This is a genomic window from Bradyrhizobium icense (assembly GCF_001693385.1).
GTDB classification, from domain to species: domain Bacteria; phylum Pseudomonadota; class Alphaproteobacteria; order Rhizobiales; family Xanthobacteraceae; genus Bradyrhizobium; species Bradyrhizobium icense.
On record NZ_CP016428.1, the window covers coordinates 2127738 to 2152289 of the forward strand.

General features: G+C 60.7%; 23 protein-coding genes. 15 read left to right on the forward strand and 8 right to left on the reverse strand.

What is annotated here, in order from left to right:
- The first annotated feature begins 33 nt into the window (after positions 1-33).
- The 4 genes from LMTR13_RS10015 to LMTR13_RS10030 all read left to right on the forward strand — a co-directional run bounded on the left by LMTR13_RS10015 (position 34) and on the right by LMTR13_RS10030 (position 6385).
- The gene (locus LMTR13_RS10015; protein WP_083218964.1) at positions 34-3102 is read left to right on the forward strand and encodes an ATP-binding protein; all 3069 of its coding nucleotides are present in this window, start codon (positions 34-36) and stop codon (positions 3100-3102) included.
- A 726-nt stretch (positions 3103-3828) separates the two neighbouring features.
- Complete coding sequence (locus LMTR13_RS40525; protein WP_156795542.1) at positions 3829-4104, forward strand: hypothetical protein; 276 nt, start codon at positions 3829-3831, stop codon at positions 4102-4104.
- A 619-nt stretch (positions 4105-4723) separates the two neighbouring features.
- On the forward strand, positions 4724-5065 hold the full coding sequence (locus tag LMTR13_RS10025) for a hypothetical protein (RefSeq protein WP_065727732.1): 342 nt from the start codon (positions 4724-4726) through the stop codon (positions 5063-5065).
- Between the two features lie 165 nt (positions 5066-5230).
- Positions 5231-6385: an epoxide hydrolase family protein gene (locus LMTR13_RS10030; RefSeq protein ID WP_065727733.1), complete on the forward strand. Its 1155-nt coding sequence runs from the start codon at positions 5231-5233 to the stop codon at positions 6383-6385.
- A 34-nt stretch (positions 6386-6419) separates the two neighbouring features.
- Here LMTR13_RS10030 and LMTR13_RS10035 read toward each other — a convergent pair whose 3' ends face one another.
- Positions 6420-6950 (reverse strand): GAF domain-containing protein, encoded by a 531-nt coding sequence (locus LMTR13_RS10035; protein ID WP_236843335.1) that lies wholly within the window; start codon positions 6948-6950, stop codon positions 6420-6422.
- A gap of 109 nt (positions 6951-7059) precedes the next feature.
- Positions 7060-7575: a hypothetical protein gene (locus tag LMTR13_RS41605; protein ID WP_065727734.1), complete on the reverse strand. Its 516-nt coding sequence runs from the start codon at positions 7573-7575 to the stop codon at positions 7060-7062.
- Positions 7576-7872: 297 nt separating this feature from the next.
- On the opposite strand from LMTR13_RS41605, the gene LMTR13_RS43305 reads away from it, so the two are divergent.
- On the forward strand, positions 7873-8019 hold the full coding sequence (locus LMTR13_RS43305; RefSeq protein ID WP_335622074.1) for a helix-turn-helix domain-containing protein: 147 nt from the start codon (positions 7873-7875) through the stop codon (positions 8017-8019).
- Between the two features lie 269 nt (positions 8020-8288).
- Here the strand turns inward: LMTR13_RS43305 and LMTR13_RS10050 are convergent, their stop codons facing one another.
- Positions 8289-9083 carry a class II aldolase/adducin family protein gene (locus tag LMTR13_RS10050; protein ID WP_065727736.1) on the reverse strand — a complete coding sequence of 265 codons (795 nt, stop codon included), beginning with the start codon at positions 9081-9083 and terminating at the stop codon, positions 8289-8291.
- A gap of 159 nt (positions 9084-9242) precedes the next feature.
- On the opposite strand from LMTR13_RS10050, the gene LMTR13_RS10055 reads away from it, so the two are divergent.
- Entirely contained in the window at positions 9243-10253 is a 1011-nt protein-coding gene (locus tag LMTR13_RS10055) for a glutathione S-transferase N-terminal domain-containing protein (protein ID WP_065732574.1), read from the forward strand.
- A gap of 17 nt (positions 10254-10270) precedes the next feature.
- Here LMTR13_RS10055 and LMTR13_RS10060 read toward each other — a convergent pair whose 3' ends face one another.
- The 5 genes from LMTR13_RS10060 to LMTR13_RS10080 form a co-directional block, all read right to left on the reverse strand.
- A complete protein-coding gene (locus LMTR13_RS10060; RefSeq protein ID WP_065727737.1) occupies positions 10271-10900 on the reverse strand; it encodes a 2-hydroxychromene-2-carboxylate isomerase in 630 nt (209 codons plus the stop codon).
- 527 nt (positions 10901-11427) lie between these two features.
- A complete protein-coding gene (locus LMTR13_RS10065; RefSeq protein WP_065732575.1) occupies positions 11428-13338 on the reverse strand; it encodes a flavin-containing monooxygenase in 1911 nt (636 codons plus the stop codon).
- 14 nt (positions 13339-13352) lie between these two features.
- Positions 13353-14126, reverse strand: coding sequence for an SDR family NAD(P)-dependent oxidoreductase (locus tag LMTR13_RS10070; RefSeq protein WP_065727738.1), 774 nt, complete (start codon positions 14124-14126; stop codon positions 13353-13355).
- Positions 14116-14772 (reverse strand): TetR/AcrR family transcriptional regulator, encoded by a 657-nt coding sequence (locus tag LMTR13_RS10075; protein ID WP_065727739.1) that lies wholly within the window; start codon positions 14770-14772, stop codon positions 14116-14118. The genes LMTR13_RS10070 and LMTR13_RS10075 overlap by 11 nt, the downstream gene beginning before the upstream one ends.
- Entirely contained in the window at positions 14769-16265 is a 1497-nt protein-coding gene (locus tag LMTR13_RS10080) for an AMP-binding protein (protein WP_065727740.1), read from the reverse strand. The genes LMTR13_RS10075 and LMTR13_RS10080 overlap by 4 nt, the downstream gene beginning before the upstream one ends.
- A gap of 171 nt (positions 16266-16436) precedes the next feature.
- On the opposite strand from LMTR13_RS10080, the gene LMTR13_RS10085 reads away from it, so the two are divergent.
- The 9 genes from LMTR13_RS10085 (at position 16437) to LMTR13_RS10125 (ending at position 24537) form a co-directional block, all read left to right on the forward strand.
- Positions 16437-17708, forward strand: coding sequence for an ABC transporter substrate-binding protein (locus LMTR13_RS10085; RefSeq protein ID WP_065727741.1), 1272 nt, complete (start codon positions 16437-16439; stop codon positions 17706-17708).
- 98 nt (positions 17709-17806) lie between these two features.
- A complete protein-coding gene (locus LMTR13_RS10090) occupies positions 17807-18709 on the forward strand; it encodes a branched-chain amino acid ABC transporter permease (RefSeq protein WP_065732576.1) in 903 nt (300 codons plus the stop codon).
- On the forward strand, positions 18706-19731 hold the full coding sequence (locus LMTR13_RS10095) for a branched-chain amino acid ABC transporter permease (RefSeq protein ID WP_065727742.1): 1026 nt from the start codon (positions 18706-18708) through the stop codon (positions 19729-19731). Before LMTR13_RS10090 ends, LMTR13_RS10095 begins: the two co-directional genes overlap by 4 nt.
- Positions 19732-19733: 2 nt before the next feature.
- On the forward strand, positions 19734-20492 hold the full coding sequence (locus tag LMTR13_RS10100; RefSeq protein ID WP_065727743.1) for an ABC transporter ATP-binding protein: 759 nt from the start codon (positions 19734-19736) through the stop codon (positions 20490-20492).
- On the forward strand, positions 20489-21205 hold the full coding sequence (locus LMTR13_RS10105; RefSeq protein ID WP_065727744.1) for an ABC transporter ATP-binding protein: 717 nt from the start codon (positions 20489-20491) through the stop codon (positions 21203-21205). Before LMTR13_RS10100 ends, LMTR13_RS10105 begins: the two co-directional genes overlap by 4 nt.
- A 27-nt stretch (positions 21206-21232) precedes the next feature.
- Positions 21233-22447, forward strand: a complete 1215-nt coding sequence (locus LMTR13_RS10110; protein ID WP_065727745.1) for a CaiB/BaiF CoA transferase family protein — start codon at positions 21233-21235, stop codon at positions 22445-22447.
- Entirely contained in the window at positions 22444-23220 is a 777-nt protein-coding gene (locus tag LMTR13_RS10115; protein WP_065727746.1) for an enoyl-CoA hydratase/isomerase family protein, read from the forward strand. The genes LMTR13_RS10110 and LMTR13_RS10115 overlap by 4 nt, the downstream gene beginning before the upstream one ends.
- A complete protein-coding gene (locus tag LMTR13_RS10120) occupies positions 23220-23675 on the forward strand; it encodes a MaoC family dehydratase (protein WP_065727747.1) in 456 nt (151 codons plus the stop codon). The genes LMTR13_RS10115 and LMTR13_RS10120 overlap by 1 nt, the downstream gene beginning before the upstream one ends.
- 4 nt (positions 23676-23679) lie before the next feature.
- Positions 23680-24537, forward strand: coding sequence for an HpcH/HpaI aldolase/citrate lyase family protein (locus LMTR13_RS10125; protein WP_065727748.1), 858 nt, complete (start codon positions 23680-23682; stop codon positions 24535-24537).
- Positions 24538-24552: the final 15 nt, after the last annotated feature.

Below are 24552 nucleotides of genomic sequence, written 5' to 3' on the forward strand. Positions count from 1 at the left end.
AAAGGAAGTCCTTTAAGTGGCACGGTGAGTGACATGACCAATCGAAGACAGGAAGAGGCAAGATCGCGGCGCAGATATCTTGCGATCCTATTTTCGGACTTGTCAGACTCCGCCCGCCTCGCGGCAGGTATGGAGGCCGAAGACTTTTCGGATCTGCTGAGTCACCTCCGCCGCGCCTATGAAGACATCATCCCAAGGCACGGTGGAACGATTGTCCAGATTCGGGGGGACGGCCTGCTGGCCAGCTTCGGTTATCCGGAAACACATGAGGACGATGGACGCCGAGCGACCGAGGCCGCGCTTGATCTTCACGACTTCGTTCGAAGAATCCCACTTGACCTCTCACCCCGCACCTTGCCGCCGCTGCATCTGCATACGGGAGTTCACTCCGGCTTGGTACTTCTTGCCGATGGGGATGATCTTCATGGACGGCTTGATTTGTTGGGTAATACTGTAAATGTTGCGGCGCGCCTTTCCGACGTTGCGCAAAGCGACGAGATTTTAGTCAGCGAAGAAACGCTGGGCGCTGAAAGCCACTTCTATGAGACTACGCCCAGGCGATCCCTTAGCCTCCAGGGGATAATCCAGCCGATCGCAGTCTACGGCATCCTTGGTCGCGCTGCCGTCGGCACACGATTCGAAGCAAGATCGATGCGGGGTCTAACGTCATTCATAGGCCGCCAAACCGAACTCCAGGCTTTGAAGGGAAGCCTCTACGACATAATAAAAGGGCAGCCGCAATATGTTGCGATCGTCGCACCCGCGGGTATGGGAAAGACCCGGCTCGTCGAGGAATTTCTCCGCGACTCGGCAAATTCTGATTGCCGGATACTGCGAGGTTACTGCGAAAGCTATCTAAGCGCCGAGCCCTTACAGCCATTCCTCCAGATTCTCCGATTGTTGCTGGGCCTGGACTATGGAATGACGGCTGCGCGCGCCGCCAAGGTGCTTGAGAGAACGCTCGCGGAAATTAATCCCGATCTCCTCAAGTATCGGTTTGAGTTCCTGCGTACTCTTTCGCTGGATCCCGTGAACGGGCAACTGGAATCGCGTAATATTTCGCTGGAAAACACGATCGCCGCGATATGCAAGCTTTTCGATGCCTTAGTCATTTCCAAACCTGTGGTGCTATTCATCGACGATTGGCAATGGGCCGATGTCGCATCGCGTCAGGTGCTCGAAGCGATAAGACGCGGCGACAATCGGACGTTGTTCGTGCTCGTTGCAAGCCGCGAGCTTGGCGATGGTAACGTGGCGATCGGTGGCGCGAACATCTTAACCCTTGCGCCTTTCAGCGCTGACGAAGCCGAGGAAATCATTCGTCAACTACTTCCTGGAAGCAATCCGTTCACCGTTACAAGAATCAGGGAGCTCTCTGGCGGCAATCCGTTGTTTATTGAAGAGCTATGCCACTCCGTTGCGCATGACAGCCCGGATCACAACCGGATTGGCCGCATCCACGGCGGCGAGGCATGGTTGGAGAAACTCATAGAATCCCGCGTCGAACGACTGAAGCCCGAGCAGATTGATCTGGTTCGCACGGCAGCCGTTATTGGCAATGTCATTCCCACTTGGCTGCTTGAGAGGCTCACCGGCTGTGGGGAAAGCCATCCACTTATCGCAACGCTCGCTGCACAAGATCTCATTTTTCCCGGCGAGCAATCGGGAACACTTCGATTCAAGCACGGCATTGCGCGTGACGTGATCTACGACTCAGTTGGTCTGCGCCAGCGCAATGCGCTGCATAAATGTATCGCTGACACGCTGAGAGAGCATGGACCGGCAGGCGCGCAGGAAGAAGCTTGGGAACTACTTGCGTATCACTACGGCGCATGCGGGAAGGTGGTCGAGGCCGCTCAGTACGCCGAGGCCGCGGGAGATAAAGCCGCCGGGGCCTCGGCGTTGGACCGTGCCCAAATACAGTACGGCGCCGCTCTCTCGGCCCTCGATCCGGATTCTTCTCAAGAAAACTATGAACGTTGGATCTCCATAGCGCAACGACTGGCTTTGGCCTGCGTATTTGATCCGTCAAGGGATCAACTGGAGTTTCTGCAACGTGCAGTCGTCCTTGCGACAGCCCACCACGATCAGCGCGCGCTTGCGCGAGCCGAATATTGGGTAGGATACATCAACTACGCGCTAGGGGAGCTGGCTTATGCCACACGCCACTTGGAAACCGCGCTTGCACAAGCCACGGCCGTCGGCGACGAACCGCTTGCTGTGCAAATTCGAGCGGTGTTGGGGCAAGCCTGTGCGGCGGCAGCGGAATACGACAAGTCCCTCGTGTTGCTTGACGAGGCAATCTCGATAAAGCGTCAATTCCGCAAACGCGGTCGGCTCCCTGTTGCACTTGCTTATTCGTTGGCCTGCAAAGCAACGGTCCTCGGCGACCGCGGGCTATTCGAGCAAGCGCACGCATGTTTAGACGAAGCTTTGGCTGCAGTTCATGATTCAGGCCATGAGGTTGAGGCGTCGATCTTGTGTTGGAAAAGCGCCGTCAGTTTGTGGCAGGGCCGTTGGGAGGACGCACGAGCAGCTGCGATCAAGGGCCAGCATATCGCAGAGCGAGTGAGGAGTCTGTATTTGTATGCAATGAACCTTTCATTAGGTGGATATGCGAGTTGGATGACGCAACGGTCCCAGAAATCATTGCAGGCGATCGTAGATGCCACGTCATGGCTCGAGAACCGCAATCGAGGACTGTTTGTATCATTGAATCACGGTTGGTTGGCTGACAGCTTGGTTGAAAGTGAACGATGGCAGCAGGCGAGGCACCATGCCGCTCGTGCGCTGTTGCGTAGTCGACGGCATGACCGGTTGGGGGAAGCCATGGCCTACCGCGCGATGGCTCGCGCCTCGGCTGCCGGGCATAACCGGAAGTCGCCGGAAGTGTATCTCGCTCTGGCGATGAAGAACGCGCTTGCCAGAGGAGCACGACACGAGATTGCGGTCACGCAGCTCTGCGACGCCCAGATACGACTTGCTTGCGGAGAACGCGCGCACGTAGCCGAGCTATTAGACCAGGCGGAGAGCCTGTTTGAAGCAATGGGGATGACTTGGCACATCGAGGCAACCCGCGATTTGCGTCGACGGTCAAGGTGAGCGGTAACTACAGGAATGGATGACCATGCCTTGCAGGTGAAAGCCCGCGTTTCCCGCTTGTGGGCGCTCGTGAGTGCATCGCGAGTATTAGGGTTAAATTCGTTCGCCAGTTGCAGAGACCAGTGGGAATCTGAATTTGTTGGATCCGAATCGCGGTCAGGCCGACCCTAGACTAATACTTTTTCGATCGTTCATTGTTTCAGTGTGCCGAAATCCGGATTGATGGATTTGACATGGATGTTGAGACGAGCATCACCACCCTGATGGACAGGCAAACATTCAAGCTGGTTTGCGACCGATGCGGCAGCCTGACCGTTGCGTTGCCGACCGAGGCTCAGCCGAATCCCTGTTCCATTCTGAAATGTGGGCGGTGCGGCTCTCCGAGAGGAACGCTTCAGTCGCTGCGCGACACGTCAATCCAGGCAGGCATCCGGCATCCGGTGTAACGGAGATGGCCGGGGCCTGATTTGACCTGCTCGTGGTTTCGAACGGAGGCTCGGGCGTATCGGGCGCTCGATTGCCGGATTGTATGCGGCTGTTGGCGGCACCGCGGCGCAAGCCGCGAACGCCGTTGTCACCCGCGTCCGATGATCGTGGAAAATGGGGTATCGGGAGCCCTAGTCAGCATCCGGTCGAGCGGATAGGCTCCGAACTCCGGCTTTTGTTGTCTGCAAGAATCTTCGGCATTTCGGAGCAGCTGCTAATTTCGCAAGGGGGAGACGAGACATGCGAACGATCTGTGCGTCCGTGCTGGCGACCGGCCTTTTGATTGCTACCAGTGCCAGTGCAGCGCCACTTCTGAGCCATATTCAGCCTGCTCCGGATACGCTGATCACGGCCGCGAAGGTGATCTGTGACGAGGCGGGCAATTGCTACCGACCGCATCGGCGCCGCCCCGTGGCGCGGTGGGTTTACGGCGACAAGAATTTCTCTGGCCCGTACGCTGGACCGGGTTACTACGGTAATCCGCGGTATCGTTATAACTGGTGGCCCTGGTACTGATCTCGCCGGCGGGACATCATCGCTGCGCGGGCCGTTAGCCTGATGAAAGCCAATGCAGGAACGTGGCGCAGCCGCAAATGAGTTGCGATGCCAGCATAAGAATTGCCCATGAAACGAACAGGATACGAATCATCCCCGCGTTCTCGGCCGGCTGCAGATCGCTGATCGGTCGAGCACAACGCTCCAGATTCGAATTTGTTCATCACCGCTATGGGACCGGCGAGTGCGACCTTGTTTGCTCGCCTTGCGCTTCGTAAACGGCTGCGAGCTTCGCCAATATCTGGCGATCGCTTGAACGCGGCATCTGCAACGAGATTAATGCCGGCGGCTTAAATCGTTTTTCAAATGGCTGGGGCGCCAGCCCGTCGGATCCAGGCGGCAAGGGCTGCAGCTATCCCCACAACCGGATTCAATGGAACCCGAATTAAGCCTGTTTCGCCCTATAAACTGTATCAAATCGCTGCTATAGGACTGCATAACGTGGCCGACAAGTTCGCCCCTTAATGCCGATGTTGCTAAGGCTTACAATCACCGGTTTTTAAAGATAATGACGTTGTTCAATATGGCTATTAAAACGAATGATGCCGTCCCGCGGCTTTCGGGGTCTCGAGGCATCGGATTGGGCGACAATTCCGATTTGGCTGGCACCTCCGAAGGCGAGCGCCATGACCAGCTCGATGGCATCGATTGGTCAAAAGCGGCACCAAGCTGGGTTTCAATGTTTACTGGGCTCGTTTTGCCGCTGCTTGGCCTCGCTCTGCTGGTTGGTTCCGTCGATTTTGCGTTGAGCTGGTTGGTTGGAAGATGGGTCAGCCCCTCGAGCATGTCGCAGTTGCCGCTCGCTGCGATCATGTTTCCGCCGGCGCTGATAATCGCTTTCGGCTGCTGCAAGCTTTTCCTGCACTTGAAAGATGCGATGAGGACGGCTTATCGATCCGGCAAACGCCAAGACGTTGTCTGAGCGGATCGATCACCTGCGGCATCGTTTGACGCTCGGCTTCCGTGTGAATTCGGGTGCGAGGTAAGTACCTCCTGCGCCTCCCTTGATATCAGCCTCCTGTACGGCGATGATTTCCGTGTGAAGTCCGTCCCGGCAGTTCCGGCTGGATTTTGAGAAGGGGCCCGCATGAGCGCTGAAATCAAACCCTATCGCATTTCGATCGGTGACGACGTCCTCGACGACCTCAGATCGCGGCTGCGTAACACGCGCTGGCCGGAAGCCGAACTGGTCGACGACTGGAGCCAGGGCGCGCCTCTGAAATGGATCAAGGACATCTGCCGCTACTGGGCTGAAGAGTACGATTGGCGTGGGCGCGAGGCGCGGCTCAACCGCTTTGCGCAGTTCACCACTGAGATCGACGCGCTCGACATTCATTACCTGCATGTGCGTTCGCCGCATCCGGACGCAATGCCGCTGCTCGTCACGCATGGCTGGCCGGGCTCGGTGGTCGAGTTTCACAAGGTGATCGAGCCCTTGACCGACCCGACCGCGCACGGCGGCAACGCCGCCGACGCGTTTCACGTCGTTTGCCCGTCGCTGCCCGGCTTTGGATTTTCGGAGAAGCCGAAGACAACCGGCTGGGGCATCGACCGTATTGCATCGAGCTGGGCGGTGCTGATGGATCGCCTTGGCTATGCGCGATACGGCGCGCAGGGCGGCGATTGGGGATCGGCGATCACCACCGCGCTCGGCGCGCAAGACCCGCAACATTGCGCCGGCATCCACGTCACACTTGCAATGTCGATCCGCCCCAATGTGGAAGGCGAGCCGACGCCTGAGGAAGCGCGTGCGTTGAAGGGCATCCAGCATTATGCCGACTGGGATTCCGGTTATTCCAAGCAGCAGTCCACTCGGCCGCAAACGCTGGCGTATGGCCTGACTGACTCGCCGAGCGGGCAGGCGGCATGGATCCTGGAAAAATTCTGGGCGTGGACCGACTGCGACGGGCACCCCGAAAACATCTTCGGCCGCGACGAACTGCTCGATAATGTCATGCTGTACTGGGTGACCGCCACCGCCGCTTCATCGGCGCGCCTGTACTGGGAAAGCTTTGGGCCGAAGCGCCGGACGGCTCACAAGGTGTCGGTGCCGACCGGTGTTGCGGCCTTCCCGAAGGAGATCGTCACGCCGGTGCGAAAGTGGATGGAAGCGAGCTACACGAATATCCAGCACTGGAGCGAAATGCCGAAGGGCGGTCACTTCGCGGCTTTCGAGCAGCCTGAGCTGTTCGTGCGGGAGGTGCGGGAGTTTTTCCGGAAATTGCGAAAGGTCCCGGCATAAGCGAGCGGCGCGCTGAACGTTTTCCAGCTCGCCTTCAGAGATACCAGGCCAGGACAGCCTTGAGCAGGGCGTTTTCGATCACGGGCAGAACGACGATCTGGTTCATTCCCGCTGCGCGCGCCAGCTGCGCTGCAATGGTGTCATCGACCTTCAGATGCTCGTTGATGGCGGGCATGCCCGTTGCCCAGGCGCCGCCGATGCTGCCTTCGCCCTTGCGTATCGTCTTTGATGCGTAAAGCGAGGCCAGATCGGCATTCTTGCTGCAATCGCCGGACTGAAACACCAGTTCCGTTCGCGACGGATCCGGCACCCAGATCTCGAAACGCCTGGCGATCGGCGTTGCCTGCGCGGACAGGAAGGTCATGACCCAGGTCTGATCCGGCGGCGTCGTGTAGGGAATGCCGACGCCGCAATTGATTCCGATTTCGCTCGCTTCCTCCCAGCGGAGGAAACTCCTGGCATTCTGCAGGTCCTTGATGATGAGAGGCATGCCCGCCTTCCAGGCGCGGCCGGGCAGGCCAAACCCGCGCGGGAATTTTGTATGGCGTGAATTGAACTCGAACATGTCGGCAGTACCGTAATAGCTCAGGAGAGGCCGCCGTTATTGCCCCTGCGGCCGGGCTTCGGCAGCATCCGCTCATGGGCGTTTTCGAGGATAGGCTTCTGTGCACAGATCAGCCTGGGATCGCAGGAAGCGTCGTGACCTGGCCATGCTCAACCTCCGAGCTATGGTTCGCCAGCCCCGTCATGTCGAGCGGTCGACCTGCCACGACACAGACGGCTTCGATCAGTAGCCGCACCGCGCGTCGATCCCACTCGGCCTTCTCCAGCGGCTCAGCCCAGTACTCGGAGATAATGTAGGCGGTGTGCCTGGCCTTCACCCCGAGACCAACAACGGTTTGAGCTGGAGCAGCCATGATTGCTCGCTCGATCGGCTCCAATCGGGCGAGGGCAGCCTCGAGCCGTTCCAATCGTTCCGCAGCAAGCTTGTCCGCCTCGTCCCCGGCGCGAGCTTCGCAGCTTCCTTTGCTCCGATTGGCCGGACCAGCGCCGCAACCATATCCCGGCATTATTTCTCCATTTTGGTTGGCGGCCGTCCTCAACAGGACCGCGAATTCGCGCGCGAGGACTTCGAACTGCCGCTCCAGGGATAGCAGTGCATTATCGTCGGCTCCGGATTCGGACGGCATCGAACTCGGGACGTTCGCTCTGCTACTCTGCGTTGCAGAGCTGGAAGGTGGCGGCGCTTCGCGCTTACGGTGCATCGCGTGAGTCCATGACGTCGAAGGGGCGGCTGCGGGCGTTCCGGAGGCTATGCCGCGCCTTAGCCTCCATGATTTTAAAGTATAGATTATAACCTATAGAATTTCTAGCCCCGCTTTGGTCCTACCGTCCGAATGGATTGGTCGGACCCAAGCGCGGCGCGCGGCATTCTCGGGGCAAACGTCAGGCGCCTTCGCAAGGCACAACGGTTGAGCCAGGAGCGCTTGGCCGAGCTCACTGATCTCGACCAGCCGCATATCAGCGAGATCGAGGCCGGTCTCGTCAACCTCACGCTCGACAACGTCCAAGCCTTGGCTGTCGCGTTAGGTGTGGAGCCTTCCGATTTGCTGAAGCCAATTAATCGCCGATAATCGAGTGTTTTTGTGAGCGCACAGTCACGAATTGGCTCAACTCGGTGCATGATCCTGAATCTAAGTCTGGTAACGATGAAACGTGTGGTTGAGTCGCTGGACAAGTCTTCCGTTTCAATCTTGCGAAGCCGAGAATTGCGTGCTCCCGGACGAGTGCCCACTGGCGGCAGTGACAACGGCCCATCGGCAGCTGCAAACGAAGAAGGCAGACGAACGGGTTCGTCCGCGCCCTCAACTATTTGCCCTAAATTCAGGAAGGGTACCGAATCTCAGTTCCGATAAGACGGATCGGCGCGGTCGAGCTTGCGCAGTAGCGCCGGCCAGGCGAGGTCGCCGTTGCGGGCAGCGCGCCCCGGCTTCGGCAGCATCCGCTCATAGGTGTCCTCGAGAATATTCTGCGGCGGGTAGATCAGCCTGGTATTGCAGGACAGTGCCATGACCTGAACCTGGCAGGCGCGCTCGAGCCGGAACAATACGTTGAACGCCGCCGGCACGGTTCGGCCGACGACGAGCAGGCCATGGTTGCGAAGGATCATGGCTTCGTTGTCGCCGAGGTCTCTCACCAGCCGCTCGCGCTCATCGACATTGTCGGCGACGCCTTCGAAGTCGTGATAGGCGATGTGGAGAAACCGCATCGAGGTTTGCGCCAACGGCAGCAGCCCGCATTCCATCGCCGAGACCGCCATGCCGGCCGGCGTGTGCGTATGCGCCACGCAGTCCATGTCGTGCTTGGCCATGTGGATGGCGCTGTGAATGACGAAGCCGGCGACGTTGACGTCATAGTCGGACGCGTTGAACAGCGTGTTGCCCTCGACGTCGACCTTGATCAGGCTGGACGCGTCGATTTCCTCGTAGAGCATTCCGTACGGGTTGATCAGGAACTGGTCGGTTGTCCCCGGCACGCGGCAGGATATGTGGTTGGCGATCATCTCGGTCATGCCATACATCGCCGTGAGACGGTAGCAGGCCGCGAGATCGACGCGTGCCTGCCATTCCTCCGCACTCACCTGTTCGCGGACGGACTTGACGACCTTGACGGCGGGAGAACTGACGGGAGGATTCATGGCATTTCTCCGCGGAGATGATTATCCGGCCCGCCGGGCCGATCGTTGGCCGGCAGGATAGCTGCATTTCGCTGCGCGACAAGGCGAGCACCGCAGGCGTTATTGCAGGTCTGGCGGGTGAAAAGCGAATGCGCTATGGCAGCAAGTGAGGTGAATGCCATGACCGAAGGACGCTATCGGCTGATCGGCTCGACCGCGTCGCCCTACGCCATCAAACTCCGCGCGCTGCTGCGCTACCGCAGAATTCCTTTCGATTGGGTCATCATGACCAAGGCGCTGCGCAAGGCGACGGAGCATTTGCGGCCCAACCTGATTCCGGTGCTGCAATATCCTGACGGTACGTACCGTGGCGAGACGACAACGCTGGCCTACGATCTGGAGAGCCGTCACAAGCGCCGTTCCGTCATTCCCGATGACAGAGCGGTTGCATTCATCTGCGATCTCCTGGAAGACCTCGCCGACGAATGGGCGGTGAAGCCGCTATTTCTGTATCGCTGGTGGGATCCTGAAGATCAGGCCTACGTCTCGCGCTGGGCTGGCGAGGAGTGGTCGGTGTCCGAGGCGGAAACCGGCAGCGCGGAGGAAATCGAAGAGTTCCGGCAGCGGCAGATTTCGCGCATGGTTATTCTCGGTGCCACCGCGGAAAACAAGCCGCTCCTGGAAGAGAGTTATCTGCGGACGTTGGCGGCGTTCGAGCCGCATGTCGGCATGACCAATTATCTGTTCGGCAGCCGGCCCTCGCTCGCGGACTTTGCCTGGTTTGGGCAGCTCAGCGAAATGGCGACCGATCCGACGCCGATGCGGATCATGCGCGCGAAGGCGCCGTTCACCGATCATTGGGTACGGCGGCTGGACGATGCTTCCGGAGTGGAGGGGGAATGGTATCCGCGTGAACGGGCGCTCGGGGGCATGGCCGAGGCGTTGCTCAAGATATCAGGCGAACTTTATCTGCCATTCCTGGCCGCCAACGCTGAAGCCTTCGCGAAAGGACTTGAACGGCTGGAGATGAATGTTTGGGGCCTGCCCTATGCGCTGGCGCCGTTCAAATACCAGGTGAAATGCCTGCAGCAGCTTCGCGACAAGTTCGCGATGTTGGATGAGCAAGACAGGACGGCACTGCGGCCGGTGCTCGAGCGCACCGGGTGCTGGCAGTATTTGGCTAGCGGGTAGACACTCAATCCTTGCGCTCACGGCTGGTGCCGGCTGCCTAGCGCCGCTGCAACCGACTGTGGATTCCGGATGCGCTCGATCAGCATGTCGATGCGATCGCCGCCCCAGAACAATTCGCCGTTGAAGACCATGGTCGGCACGCCGAACACACCGAGCGCTTCCGCCTCATCGATGATCCGATCGTGCTCCGCCCGCGCGGGGCCATGGACGTAAGCTTCGAATTCTTCTGCCGAACCGCCGAGCGAAGCAATCACGCCGGAAATATCGGACAGTTCGTCGATTTCGAGATCATGACTCCAGAACCGACGGAATACCGTGTCGTGATAGGGGCGGAATAGGCCATGGCGTTGGGCGAACAGCATGCCGGCGCTGGCATAGAACGCGTCATAAATGCGCCGCGGACCTTTCATGATGAGGCCTTGCGCATTGGCATAGCGGCGTGCGTCCATATAGGCATAGCGCACCTTGCGCCAGAAATGCGGCGTACGCTCCTCCACCGTTCCCATGAATTCAGGGATGCGCAGCGTGTAGGGCAGCCATTCCAATTCGACGCCGTAAATCTCCTCGAGCTCGAATAATCGCTTGTTGGCGACGAATGCGTATGGGCTCTTGTAGTCGGTGTAGATTCGCACGCGCGGTCTATCCATGGCTCTCCCCTGTTCGATCGGATCAGTATCTCCGATCCGAATAGAGCATGGAACCATGCGTCGCGGCTTTGATGCTTCCAAAACGAATGGGCCCCGGTGCATTTGAGCATCGCGGGGCCCTACATCTTCGTTATAGGCGAAGGATTTCTGGTAGACACCAGTATGTCTCAGGATCCGGCATGCGCGTGGCCTTTGCGCTCCAGTCCTGCGGGTAGCTTCGAATTGTTGAAGGCGCGATGAGGCTGGCAGCTGCTATGACCTCGACCGCACCTGGACCTTGCGCTGAGCAAGGTCACCGGTCTGACCCGGTGGCGTCATGCTCCTCTCCAAGAGTTGGCCAACGGACCGTATGTCCGCTTCCGCTGCGTGTCGTCTCGATCATCTAACCGGGGCGCCAATGCCTGCGAGGTGGAGAGCGAATGCTCCGGGCCTCCGACAGGTGCAGCATACGAAATGCTGCGGCAGATGCAGGCCCATGTCAAGCTATCCCAAAGGTAAGTCGCGCGTCCGGTTCCCCGGGAACTGAGTCAAGCCTTTGTCTGGCGGTAGTCATGTAGGTCGGGATCATGGGTCATCGCCCAGTAATCCACGAACCGCCATGGCATCGCCGAAAAAACTCTGCCTTGGCTGTTGCGGTAATAGGTGGTCATGCCTGGGTGCGTCCAGATCAACTGCTCATGCTCGGCATCCACTTTCTTGATGTACTCATCGTGCGCATCGGGGCGAACATCGATCGCAGCGATACCTTGCTCGATCATCTCGACGAGGCAAGCCGAGATGTAGCGGCTCTGGCACTCCGACTGGAAGATCACACTGCCGCCATGCGCCGGACCTGAATTGGGGCCGAGCATCACGAAGAGATTGGGAAAGTCTGGCACGGTGAGGCCGAGATAAGCAGTCGGGTTATCGTTGGCCCAGGCCGCCTTCAGATTCTTTCCATCGCGCCCGGTGATGTTGAGGCGAGCTGCCATTTCGGTGACCCTGAAGCCGGTGGAAATGACGACGATATCGGCGGGACGCAACCTGCCGTCGGAGGCGACGATGCCGTCTTGTGCGAAATGGTCGATCCTGTCGGTGACCAGCTCGACATTCGGCTTCGTCAGGGTCTTGAACCAGTTGTTGTCGAGCAGAATGCGCTTGCCGTAGGGCGGGTAGGTCGGCACGCATTTTTCGATCAGATCGGGACGGTCCCTCAGCTCGGATAGAATAAAGTCCGTCAGTTCCTCGCGATGGCGGTCATTGCCCTTGTTGACGGCGCGTTCAGGATGCGGCCACGCCGGGTCCTTGCGCAGAAACGGCAGCAGGCCGTCGCCGTAGCGCCAGAACATGTTGAAGCGGTACCACTGCACATAAAATGGCAGGTGCGCGAGCAGCCACTGCGCGCCCTCGGTGATCGGATCGGAATAGCCCGCCACGGGGCGCGCCCATTGCGCGGTACGCTGATAAACGGTGACCGAGGCCACGCGATCGGCGATCGACGGCACCAGTTGCATGGCGGTTGCGCCGGTGCCGATGACGGCAATGCGCTTGCCGTCGAGCTTGATGTCGTTGGACCATAGCACGGAGTGCAGCATCACTCCCTTGAAATCTTCCTCGCCCTTGAAGTGCGCAGGGTGGGGATCGTTGAGCTGACCGATCGCGCTGACCAGCGTGGTTGATTCAAATATCTCTTCGCCATTGGCGGTCTTCAGAGTCGATATCCAGCGTCGCGTGCTCTCGTCCCAGCGCGACGATGTCAGCTCCGTGTTGAGTCGGAGATGTTCTCGAATGTCGTATTCGAGCGCGACCTTCTTGAGATAGTCGAGCAATTCCTGGCGCTGGGCGAAATAGCGCGTCCATGGATTACGCCGGCCGAACGAGAACGAGTACGAATGGTTGGGCGTATCGACGCCGCAGCCGGGATAGCGATTGACATACCAGGTGCCGCCGAGCTCGTCGTTCTTCTCGACGATGGTGTAGGGGATGCCGAGCCGCCCGAGTGCGACGCCGAGCGCAATGGCGCAGACGCCTGCGCCGACGATCAGCACATGCTGCTGCGCCAGCTTGTCGTTCGATGGCGGTTTGGTCCAGCGCACGTCGCGGGGAATGAAGCCCATTTCCTCGCGCATCAGCGGCGCATATTCAGGTGCGACGTCTTCGCCCAGCGTCGCGCGCATCATCTTCAGCATCAATTCATTGCCGGGATCGGTGATGACCGGCTTCGGCTCGCCATTCGCAAACAGCTTCAATACGGCGGCACGGATCTCGGCCTGGACTTCCGGCGGCATACCGGCTTGCGGGTCCGGGATCAGGCGGACGTCGCGCTTAGGTCTGTAAGGCGGTTCCAGCCAGCGCTCGTCGCCGGTCATGTGCACCAGCACCATCAGCAGCACGCGGATGTCGCCCTCGGCGATGGCCGATGACAGATCGAGTTTCTTGCGCGGCAGCTCGATATTCATGCTGATGTCCTCGTTCACGTGCCTGGTGCTTCGGGCAAGCCGCCATAGGCGGCCCAGGTGGTGCCGGCGATGTAGCCGGCATCGACGGGAAGGTTGATTCCGGTGACGCCGCTGCTCATCGGCGAAAGCAGCCACGCGATGGCCTGCGCGACCTCGATCGGCTCGACCAGCCGGTTCATCGCGGTCGGGCTTTCGAGCCATTTCTTGTGCAGCGCACCCGAGGCGATTCCGGCTTCCAGCGCCGCCGTGCGGGTGAAACCGGGCGAGACCGCGTTGACGCGCACGCCACTGCGGCCCCATTCGGCCGCCAGCGTCTGCGTGATCTGGATGACGCCGGCCTTCGCGGCCGTATAGGCGTGGATCGGGCCTGAGGTCATGCCGGCAACAGATGCGACATTGACGATCGCGCCATGCCGGCGCTCGGCCATCTTCACGCCGACGCTGCGGGCGACCAGAAACGTGCCGCGGAGGTCGATGTTGACCTCGCGGTCCCATTGTTCCATCCGCACGCGTTCGATTTTGTGCATCTTGCCAAAGACGCCGGCGGCGTTGACGAGGCGTGTGATCGGGCCGTGCGTGGCCTCGATCTCGGCGATGCCACGGACGACGGCGCTTTCGCTCGCGACGTCGAACGATGCGGGCCACAGGATGGTTTGCGTTTCCGCGAGCGGTTCGGGCGCAATATCGACAATAACGACTTTCCGGCCCTGCCCGGCGAGAAGCGCTGCGGTCGCGGCGCCAATGCCGCGGCTACCGCCGGTGACGAGAACGATGCCTTCAGCGGTCATTGCCGTTGCCTTTGTCCGGCGTGAATAGACCGCGCGTGACCAGCTTGCGGTAGGCGGAGATGACATGGTCGGGCGCCGCCGTTACCGCGCCGCCGGTGTACGAGTATCTCCGGCTCAGGTAGCCGCGCGCGCCCATGAACATGTGAACGATGGCTTCGAACTCCTCGTCGCTGAAATCCACTATGGCGCCGGCCGTGCGGGCGCGTTTGAGGATGCGTACATAGGCGGTCGCGATATTATCGAGATGCTTCTGGTAGCCGACCGGTGCGAAATATTCGGCTTCGTTGAGGATGCGCAGGAATTCCGGTACCTCACGGATGAAATCGAAGAAGGCGCTGAAGCGCTCGATTTCCTGCCTTGCGGCATCTGCGGTGCCGGTGCGCTCACGGATGAAGTGGACCATGTCGATGCCGATCTTCGGCAGCAATTGATCAAGCAGTTCCTGACGGTTCTCGAAATGATTGTAGAACGTGCCTTGGGCAACGCCGGCTTCCTCAGTGATGCGGGCGACGGAAGCCTCGGCGTAGCCGTACTTGCCGACGATCTTGGTGGCGGCATCGAATAATCTGCGCTTGGTCCAGGCGTTGCGCTCGACTCGGTTGAGTTTTGTCACTTTGCCCGATGCGGCGTGCGATGATTGCGTCATGCGTGAGTTTCCAGTTCGGCGCGCAGCACGCGCTTGAGAACCTTGCCTGAGGGGTTGCGTGGCAGGCTGTCGCGGATGATGAGTTGCTTCGGTACCTTGAAGCCGGCGAGGCGCGTGCGGCAATGCTCTATGAGATCAGGCAATGCCAGCGAGGCGCCATCCGCGAGCACCACGACGGCAACCGGCTTTTCTCCCCAGCGCTCGTGCGGCACGCCGATCACGGCGACTTCGCGGACCTGCGGCAGCTCGTAGATGACGCGCTCCACCTCGGAGGAGGCGATGTTCTCGCCGCCGGAGATGATCATGTCCTTCTTGCGGTCGGTCAGATAAAGGAAGCCGTCTTCGTCGAGATAGCCGATGTCGCCGGTACGAAACCAGTCGCCGAAGAAGGCGGCCGCGGTCTTCTCAGTATCTTTCCAGTAGCCTTGCGTGACCTTCGGTCCGCGGAGGCAGATCTCGCCGTTCTGGCCTGATGGCAGCCGGTTGCCGGCGTCATCGCGGATTTCGACTTCGACATGGGCGATGGCGCGCCCCGTTGAGCCGATCTTTTCGATCTCGCGGCCGGCTTCCATGAAGGTATCGCCACCGCAGGTCTCCGTCAGTCCATAGGCGTCGATGTAGCGGGCGTTCTTGAAACAGTCGGAGAAGGCGCGGATGCGCGCTTCCGGGGTTTTCTCGCCGCCACCGATCGCCCAGCGCAGGCTGGAGACATCGTAGCGGTCGCGGGTCGGGCAGGTGAGGATCGCAGTCGTCATGACCGGCGCAAACCATGCAGCGTTGAGCTTCTCGGCTTCGATCGCGGCGAGCGCCTGTTCGGGGTCGAAGTTGCGGTGAACGGAAAGCAGGCCGCCATGCCAGAGCACCGCAATACCCGGCAAATCGAGCGCGCCGACGTGGTAGAGCGGACCGACCACCAGCAATCGCGTTTCCGCGCCCAATCCCAGAGCCAGCGTCTGATCGGCCGACTTCCAGTACATGTTCTCGTAAGTGAGCATCACGCCCTTGGGGCGGTCGGTAGTGCCTGACGTGTACATCAACCGCATCAGGTCGCGCGGCTGCCTGACATGAACAGGGGCGGGCATGACGTCGGGTGCAAGCCGTGTAGCCGTCAATTGCGCTGACTCACCAAGCAACACCACCGGCGCGCCGCCTGCGGCGATGCCCGCGAGTTCTTCATCCGCAATCAGGATGCGCGCACCGGAGTTGGCGATGATGTAACCGACCTCGTCGGCGGACAGCCGATAGTTGATCGGCAGAAAAACCGCGCCGACGTGGCTGGTCGCAAACGCCAGTTCGAGAAACGCCGCGCTGTTCTTCATCAGCACCGCGACGACATCGCCGGGACCAATGCCCCGCTCGGCGAGCCAGCCGCCGACCCGCCGGATGCGATCGTCGAACTCGCCGTAGGAGACATCCTCGCCGCGGTATTTCAACGCACAGCGGTCCGGCGTCCGCCTGGCATGAAAAGCGATGAAGCTCGAAAGATTGATCATTTGCCGCCCAAAACGCCGCTTTCGGTCCGGTTTCCAGCTAGATGAATTCTGACTCGTAATTCATCTTTGGCTTGACGTCACCCCCCTCGCTCTGAAATCCTCAAAGCCTACGGAGACGACACGATCTCCGGGAGGGATTTGGGAACCCGCCAAACCCACAGGGAGGAAACAATGACGAGAACCCGCAAACCGGGCGTGAGCCGACGTGCGACGTTGGCGATGATGGGCGCCGGTGCCGTATCATTCGCGACGCCACTTGGGATTCCTTGGGTGGCGCGCGCGCAAGCCAAAACCATCAAGATCGGCATGCCGACCATTCTCTCCGGGCGCGTCGCGCAGCTCGGAACATCGTCCCGCAATGCGGTGATGCTGGAGATCGAAAAGGTCAACGGCGCGGGAGGCCTGGCCGGCCGCCAAATCGAGATGGTAATCCGCGATTCCAAGGGACAGCCGCAGGAAGCCGCCCGCGTCGCACGCGAGCTCGTCAATACGGATGGATGCGAAATCCTGATCGATGCCGAGGCGTCGTCGGGTGCATTCGCGGTGCACGAGGTGGCGCGCGATCTCGGCGTGCTCTGTCTTCACACCAATTCGGAAACTTCGGCGCTGACCGCCGATCCCAAGCAGCACATTCCGAACGCCTTCCGCACCGCGCGCCAGGGCGTGCATGACTCGATCGTCGGCGGCAGCTACGCCGCGGCAATTGCGAAAGCCAAGGGGTTGAAGAAATGGGCGACCTGTTCGCCCGATTACGCCTATGGCCGCGATACCACCGGCGAATACGTAACGTATCTGAAGCGCTTCGCGCCCGACACCGAAATTATCAGCGAGTCCTGGCCAAAGCTGTTCCAGCCTGATTACACCGAGGTCGTGACAAAGATCCTGCAGGCCAAGCCGCAGGCGCTGTATACCTGTCTCTGGGGCGGCGACCTCACGTCCTACATCGACCAGGCCAATATCTACGCGCTATTCAGCCAGATGGAGGTGTTTGCGGTCAACATGGCTGATTACACCGCGCTGACGGTCGTGAAGAACCTGCCGAAGGGCATTCACTCCGGCAATCGCTACATCAAGACCTATCCGGCGACGCCGGAGAACGCTGCCTGGGGTGATGCCTACAAGGCGAAGTTCAACGAGTATCCCACCAACTGGTCGTGGGAGAATGCCACCGCGATTATGCTGCTGGCGGAAGCGTCCAAGAAGGCGAATTCAGCCGACGGTAAGAAGATTGCGGAGGCGCTCCGCGGTCTCAAGATCAAGTCCCCGTTCGGCGCCGACGGCACCGTCACCATGCGCGCCGAAGACCAGACGCTGGTGGGTTACGCGATCGGCTGGGGAACGACGATTCCGCAGGAACCCTATGTGCCGCAGGTCCAGGCAGGCGACTGGAAGACGATCTTCGAACTCGAAGCCGAGTGGAAGAAGAGCAAGGGCTACACCTGATCGATCGGCGATGACGGAGGCGGATCAACCGCCTCCGTCTCGCTGCGGAATGTTTTTGCGTGTCGCTCATTTCCGGCACGCCGCAATGGATGCTTCCCTTGGACCTCGACGCGCTTACCGGCTGTCTCGCCAGTTCCGCCTGCCTGGTGACGCAAACCACCAGCGGCTTCATCATCGGCATGTTGCTGTTTCTCGTCGCTGTTGGGTTGACGCTGATCTTCGGCGTACTGAAGGTCGTCAACTTCAGCCACGGCGCCTTCTATATGTTCGGCGCCTATTTCGCGATGACGGCCTACCAGCTCTCCGGCAGTTTTGCGCTGGCGATGCTGTGCGGCGCGGCGGGAACGGCCCTCCTGGGACTGATCTTCGAACGCGTGTTCATGAGCCGCGTATACGGAGCCGACGTGCTGATGCAGCTTCTGGTCTGCTACGCCTTCGTGCTGATCTTCGACGATGTCGTGCGGATGATCTGGGGCCCTGAATTCAAATCGATGGGCATGCCGGCCGCGTTCCAGGTGGTGCCGCTGTTCATCGCCGGCGGGGTGGTGCCGCCATATTATTTGCTCTTGATCGGTGTCGCGCTCGCGGCGGCAATGATCCTGGGGCTCGGCCTTGCCCGCACCAGGATCGGCAAGGTGATCCGGGCGGCCGCCCATAATCCAGGCATGGTGTCCGCGCTCGGCATCAACACCGGCCTGATCTATGGCGGCGTATTTGCGCTTGGCGGCATGCTGGCAGGCCTTGCGGGGGCGCTTGCAGCGCCGGTGCGGTCGCTGACGCCGGGCATGGGATTTTCGGTGCTGATCGAATCCTTCATCGTCACCGTGATCGGCGGCATGGGTTCGATCCTGGGCGCGTTGATCGGTGCGATCTTGATCGGCATGATCCGCTCGTTCGGCTCGCTCGGCTTTCCGCTGTTCACAGAAGGGCTGATGTACCTCTTCATGGTGATCGTGCTGGTGTCGCGGCCGACCGGCCTGTTCGGCAAGGAGGTCGCATGACCGAACTGCAGGCCGAGCAGGGCGCGCAGGCACTCGATCTCCCCCATGCGCAGCCAAAGACGCGCCGTAACCGGGATGTCCTGATTGCGCTTGCGGTCTTTGTCGTACTTGCCCTGTTGCCGGCGGTCTTCAGCAGCAAACTGCTGCTCGACTTCGTGATCCGCTGCGCCGCCTACGGGCTGTTCGCGACATCACTCAACCTTCTGGTCGGCTACACCGGCCTGATTTCGTTTGGCCATGGCATGTTCTTCGGCCTTGGCGCCTACGGTTTCGGGTTGATGATGCAGAAGACCGGCGTTCCCGTCCCGGTGGCTTTCGTTGCAACGCTGGCGATCACGTTTTTCGTCGCCCTCGTCATTGGTGCCATCTGCGTCCGGCTGAAGGAGATCTATTTCGCCTTCGTAACACTGGCCTTCCAGATGCTGATCCACTCGACGATCCTGTCCTGGGTATCGCTGACCGGCGGCGATCAGGGATTGCGCGGCGGCATTCCGCGGCCGCCGTTTTTGGGCATTGATCTATCGAACCAACTGCATCTCTACATCGCAAGCTGTGCGCTGCTGGTGATCGGGCTGTTCCTGATGCATCGGATCGCGCAGTCGCCGTTCGGCTACACGCTGCGCATGATCCGCGACAACGCAACGCGTGCGAGCTTCATCGGCATCGACGTCTGGCGTGCCAAACTGACGATCTTTGTGCTTGCAGCGCTGTTCGCCTCGACCGGAGGGATCATCATGGCGCTATTCGTCTCCGGGGCCTATCCGGAATTCGCCTATTGGACCATCTCGGGCGAGGGTATCTTCATCAACATGCTTGGCGGCGTGACCACGTTCCTGGGGCCGATGGTCGGCACGGTGCTGCTCCTGATCCTCAACGATACCGTCACCCGTCTGACCGATTATCACGGACTTGTGCTGGGCATCGTGATCCTGTTCTTTGCGATCGGCCTGCGGAAGGGCCTGATGGATTTCGTCGTCGAATGGTACGCGCAACGCCGTAACAGTGCTGGGGAGCGCGGCTAGCCATGCTGGAGATACGCTCCCTTTCCAAATCGTTCGGCGGCGTCAGGGCGACGGACAATGTCACGCTGGATTTCGCCGACGGCTCGCTCACCGCAGTGATCGGCCCCAACGGGGCCGGCAAGAGCACGTTCTTCAACCTGATCACGGGCGCGCTGAAGCCGGATTCCGGCCAGATACTGCTCAACGGCATCGATCTCGCCGGTCGCTCGCCACCGGAAATCGTTCGCCATGGAATCGGCCGTGCGTTTCAGGTTGCGAGCATCTTCCCATCACTGACGGTGCAGGAGACCATGCTGGCAGCGGTGTGCGCCGATCAGCGCAAAGCCAGCGTCTTGCACCGGCGCTTCCCGTTGGCCGAGACCCGCGACCGCGCCGAGCATGCGATGGAGCTGTTGGGACTGGTCAGCAAGCGAAACCGGACTGCGGCGACGCTGTCGCATGGCGATCAGAAGCTGCTCGACATCGCGCTAGCGCTCGTGCTCGATCCGAAGGTGCTGCTGCTCGACGAGCCTACTGCCGGCATGGGCACCGAGGAGCGCTGGCGGATGATCGACAAAGTGAGGGAGCTCTGGGAGACGCAGAACATCACGGTGGTGTTCATCGAGCACGACATGGATATCGTATTCAAGATCGCGCCCGAGATTGTCGTGCTCTGCTACGGTCGTATCCTTGCAACCGGTAAACCGGATGCGATCCGCCGCGACGAGGCTGTGATCGAGGCCTATCTCGGCACCGAGCATCACGCGGGGGCCGCCGTATGAGCACGCAGCCGGTCGTGCAGGTCGAGGATCTCGACGTCTACTACGGCACCAGCCAGATATTGTTCGGCGTCGGCCTGTCGGTCCGGCGCGGTGAAACGATGGCATTGCTCGGCCGCAACGGCGCCGGCAAGTCGACCACCATGAAGGCGATCATGGGGCTCGCGCCGGCCCGCCGCGGCAGAGTCACCTTGCAAGGCAGGGTTGTCTCCGGGCTGAAGCCGCATCACATCGCGCGCGCCGGCCTCGGCTTCGTGCCGGAGGATCGCCAGATCTTCCCCGAACACACGGTCGAAGACAATCTGGTCATCGGGGCCAAGAAGGGTCCTAACGGTGAGGACGAATGGCCGATCCGGCGCATCTATGAGGTGTTTCCGCTGTTGGAGCCGCTGCGCCACCGGATCGCCGGACGGCTGTCGGGTGGCGAACAGCAGATGCTGGCGATCGCGCGCACGCTGATGGGCAATCCCGCATTGCTGCTGCTGGACGAGCCAAGCGAAGGACTGGCGCCGATCATCGTGCAGCGGATCGGGGAGTTGCTGCGGCAGCTCCGCGGCACCGGCGCAACCGTGCTGATCGCCGAGCAGAACATGCATTTTTGCCTTGGCCTTGCGAGCCACGCGACGGTTATCGACAAGGGCCAGATCGTTTACACCTCCGGGATCGAAGAGCTGAAAGCCAACGAAAATATTCGTCAGCGCTACCTCGCGCTGTAGCTTCTCCGCCTGCCCCGGGGGAACGAGATGACCGTCGAACGGAAGATATCGCCGACGCACGAGGCGCCGTATCGCGGCCTGCGCGTGCTGGACTTCGGGCAGGGCATCGCCTCGCCGTACTGCGCGATGCTACTGGGCGTCTATGGCGCGGACGTCATTAAGGTGGAACCGCCGGAGGGGGATTGGTCGCGCTTTCTCGGAACGACCTATGGCAGCCACACCACGTTGTCGGCGGTCTATAATCGCGGCAAACGCAGCCTCTGCCTCGACATGAAGCACAAGGAAGGTATTGCAATCGCGCAAACGCTGGCGAGAGATTGCGACGTGCTGATCGAAGGCTTTCGGCCGGGCGTCGCGGCGCGGCTCGGGATCGGTTACGAGGAACTGTCGCGCGAGAATCCGGGGCTGATTTATCTCTCGGTCAGCGCGTTCGGGCAGAGTGGTCCCTATTCGAAGCGACCGGGCTCCGACTCCGTCGCCCAAGCCTTCTCCGGTCTGGTGTCGATCAATGTGGGGAACGACGGCACCCCGCACCGGGTCGGCACCACGATTTCCGACGTCGTGACCGGCGTCTATGCCTTTCAGGCGATTGCGACGACGCTATTCGCGCGCGCAACTGTCGGCACCGGACGTTGGATCGATGTCAACCTCTGCCAATCGACGTCGGCGCTGCTGGGCCACAAGGTCGCCGAATATATTTTAGAGGGCGGCACGCCACGCCCGCTTAACGTGCCGGCGGGCTCGTATCAGACGGCCGACGGCTGGATGATGGTCACGCTGGTGAACGAGCCGCAATACAAGCGGCTGTGCGCGGCGATCGGGCGCGAAGACCTCGCCAGCGATCCCCGCTTTGCCGATTTCGCGCGGCGAGCAGATTCCGTGGATGCGCTGATTCCACAGTTGCGGGATGTGTTTCTGGCGCAGCCGACGGATGCCTGGCTTGCACGACTGCACGCCGCCGATCTCATCGCCGAACGGATCTTCAATCCCGGAGAATGGCTGCGCAACGCCCACGTCGAGGCGATAGGAGCGGCCGTCTGCCAGAAAACGCCGGGCGTCGGGCCGGTGTATTCACCGCGAACGCCGGGTATTGCGAGCTTCTCCGAGGATGACTTGCGCCCCGCACCTGATATAGGCCAGGACAGTTACGAGGTGCTGCTGGAAGCCGGTTTCGTGCGCAGCGCCATCGATGATCTGGTCGAGGCCGGCGCGGTGCGCCAGGCCAAGGGAGGCACAGCATGAGCACCGATCTCGTTCGTTATTCCGTCTCGGGCAATATTGCCGAGATCATGCTGGATCGCCCGCCGGTCAATGCGCTGAGCATGGACCTGATCGATGCGTTGCTGGCGGCGCTGGCGAAAGCCAGAGACGACGAAGCGGTGCGCGCCGTCATCATCGGCAGCGCGCACAAGGTGTTTTGTGCCGGGCTCGATCTGGATATCATCAGAGGCAAGCCGGGCATTGAGACCAAGAAATTCCTTGAACGGCTGTATTTCGCGCTCAACGATACCCAGTATCGCATGGGCAAGCCGACGATTGCTGCGATCGATGGCGCGGTGCGCGCCGGCGGCATGACGATTGCGATTTCCTGCGACATGATCATTGCCGGCGAAGGCTGCAGCTTCGGCTATCCCGAAATCGATGTCGGCCTGATCCCAGCCATTCACTTCGTGCAATTGCCGCGGCTGGTTGGCAAGCACCAAGCCTTCGGGCCGCTGTTCCTGGGGGAGCCCTTCGATGCCGCGACGGCCTTTCGTATGGGCCTGCTCAGCGAAGTGGTGCCGAAAGGCACCGCGCTCGAGCGCGCGCGTCAGCTCGCGGGCAAGCTCGCCGCTAAATCGCCCATCGTCATGAAGATCGGGCGCGATGCTTTCATGCGGGCGGTCGACGCGGATTTCCGCCGCTCGGTCGAAAATGCCGCCGAGAGCTTTGCACTCGTTGCAACGACGGAGGACTGTCAGGAAGGGCTGAATGCGTTCGTCGAGAAGCGGACGCCAAATTACAGGGGACGTTGATGGCGGGATTGTATTTCGAGGAGTTCGAAGTCGGCCGCGAATTCCATCATGAGTTCAGCCGGACGGTGACCGAGATGGACAACACGCTGTTCAGTTTGCTCACCATGAATCCGCAACCGCTGCATATCGATGCGCATTTCGCTGAAAACACAGAGTTCGGGCAGCGGCTGTTCAACAGCATTTATACGCTTGGCATCATGATCGGCATGAGCGTCTATGATACGACGCTCGGCACCACCATCGGCAATCTCGGCATGACCGACGTCAAGTTTGCAAAGCCGGTGTTCCACGGCGATACGCTGAAGGCACACACCAAGATCATTTCCAAACGCGAAAGCAAGTCGAGGCCGAACCAGGGCATCGTGGAGTTCGAGCACACCATGACCAATCAACGCGGCGAGGTCGTGGCAAGCTGCCGCCGGACCGGCCTGATGCATTGCAAGCCGAAGGCGTGAACCAATGCGATCGTTCCTGTTCGTTCCCGGCGACAGCCTGCGCAAGTTCGAGAGCGCCAAGAGGACGGCGGCCGACGCGCTGATCCTCGACCTCGAGGATTCGATTGCGCCGGAGGAGAAGGTCGGCGCGCGACGCACCGCGCGCGAGATGCTCGAAGCCCGGAAGCCCGGCCAGAAGATGTATGTTCGCGTCAACGCACTCGACACTGGCCTCACTCTCGGCGACCTGGCCGCCGTCATGCCTGGCCAACCCGACGGCATCGTGCTGCCGAAATGCGTCGGCGCCACCGACGTAAACCGTCTGTCGCTCTATCTAGATGCCTTCGAGGCCGCCGCCCAGATTGAAGAGGGATCGACGAGGATCGTCACCGTGGCGACGGAAACGGCGAGGGCCGTGCTCAAGTTGCTCGACTTCGAGAACATGAGCCCGCGGCTGTGGGGCATGATGTGGGGCGCCGAAGATCTCGCCGCGTCGCTCAGCGCGTCGCGCAACCGAACCGCCGGACGGTTCCATGGTCCGTTCCTGCTCGCGCGCGATCTCTGCCTGATCAGCGCGGCGGCTGCCGGCGTTGTCGCCATCGATACGATTGCGACCGACATCAACGATCTAGACGCGCTCAAGGAAGAATCCATTGCCGCGCGGCAGGATGGGTTCCTGGCCAAGGCGGTGATCCATCCCAAGCATGTCGATGTCGTCAATGCCGCTTTCATGCCGACGGAGGAGGAAATCGCCTGGTCGGAGAAGGTCGTCAAGGCGTTCAACGACAATCCGACGTCAGGCGTTGTGAAGATCGACGGCAAGATGATCGACAAGCCGCATCTGCGCGCCGCGGAGAAGATTCTGGCGCTGCGAGGACGTTAGACTGACACGATAACC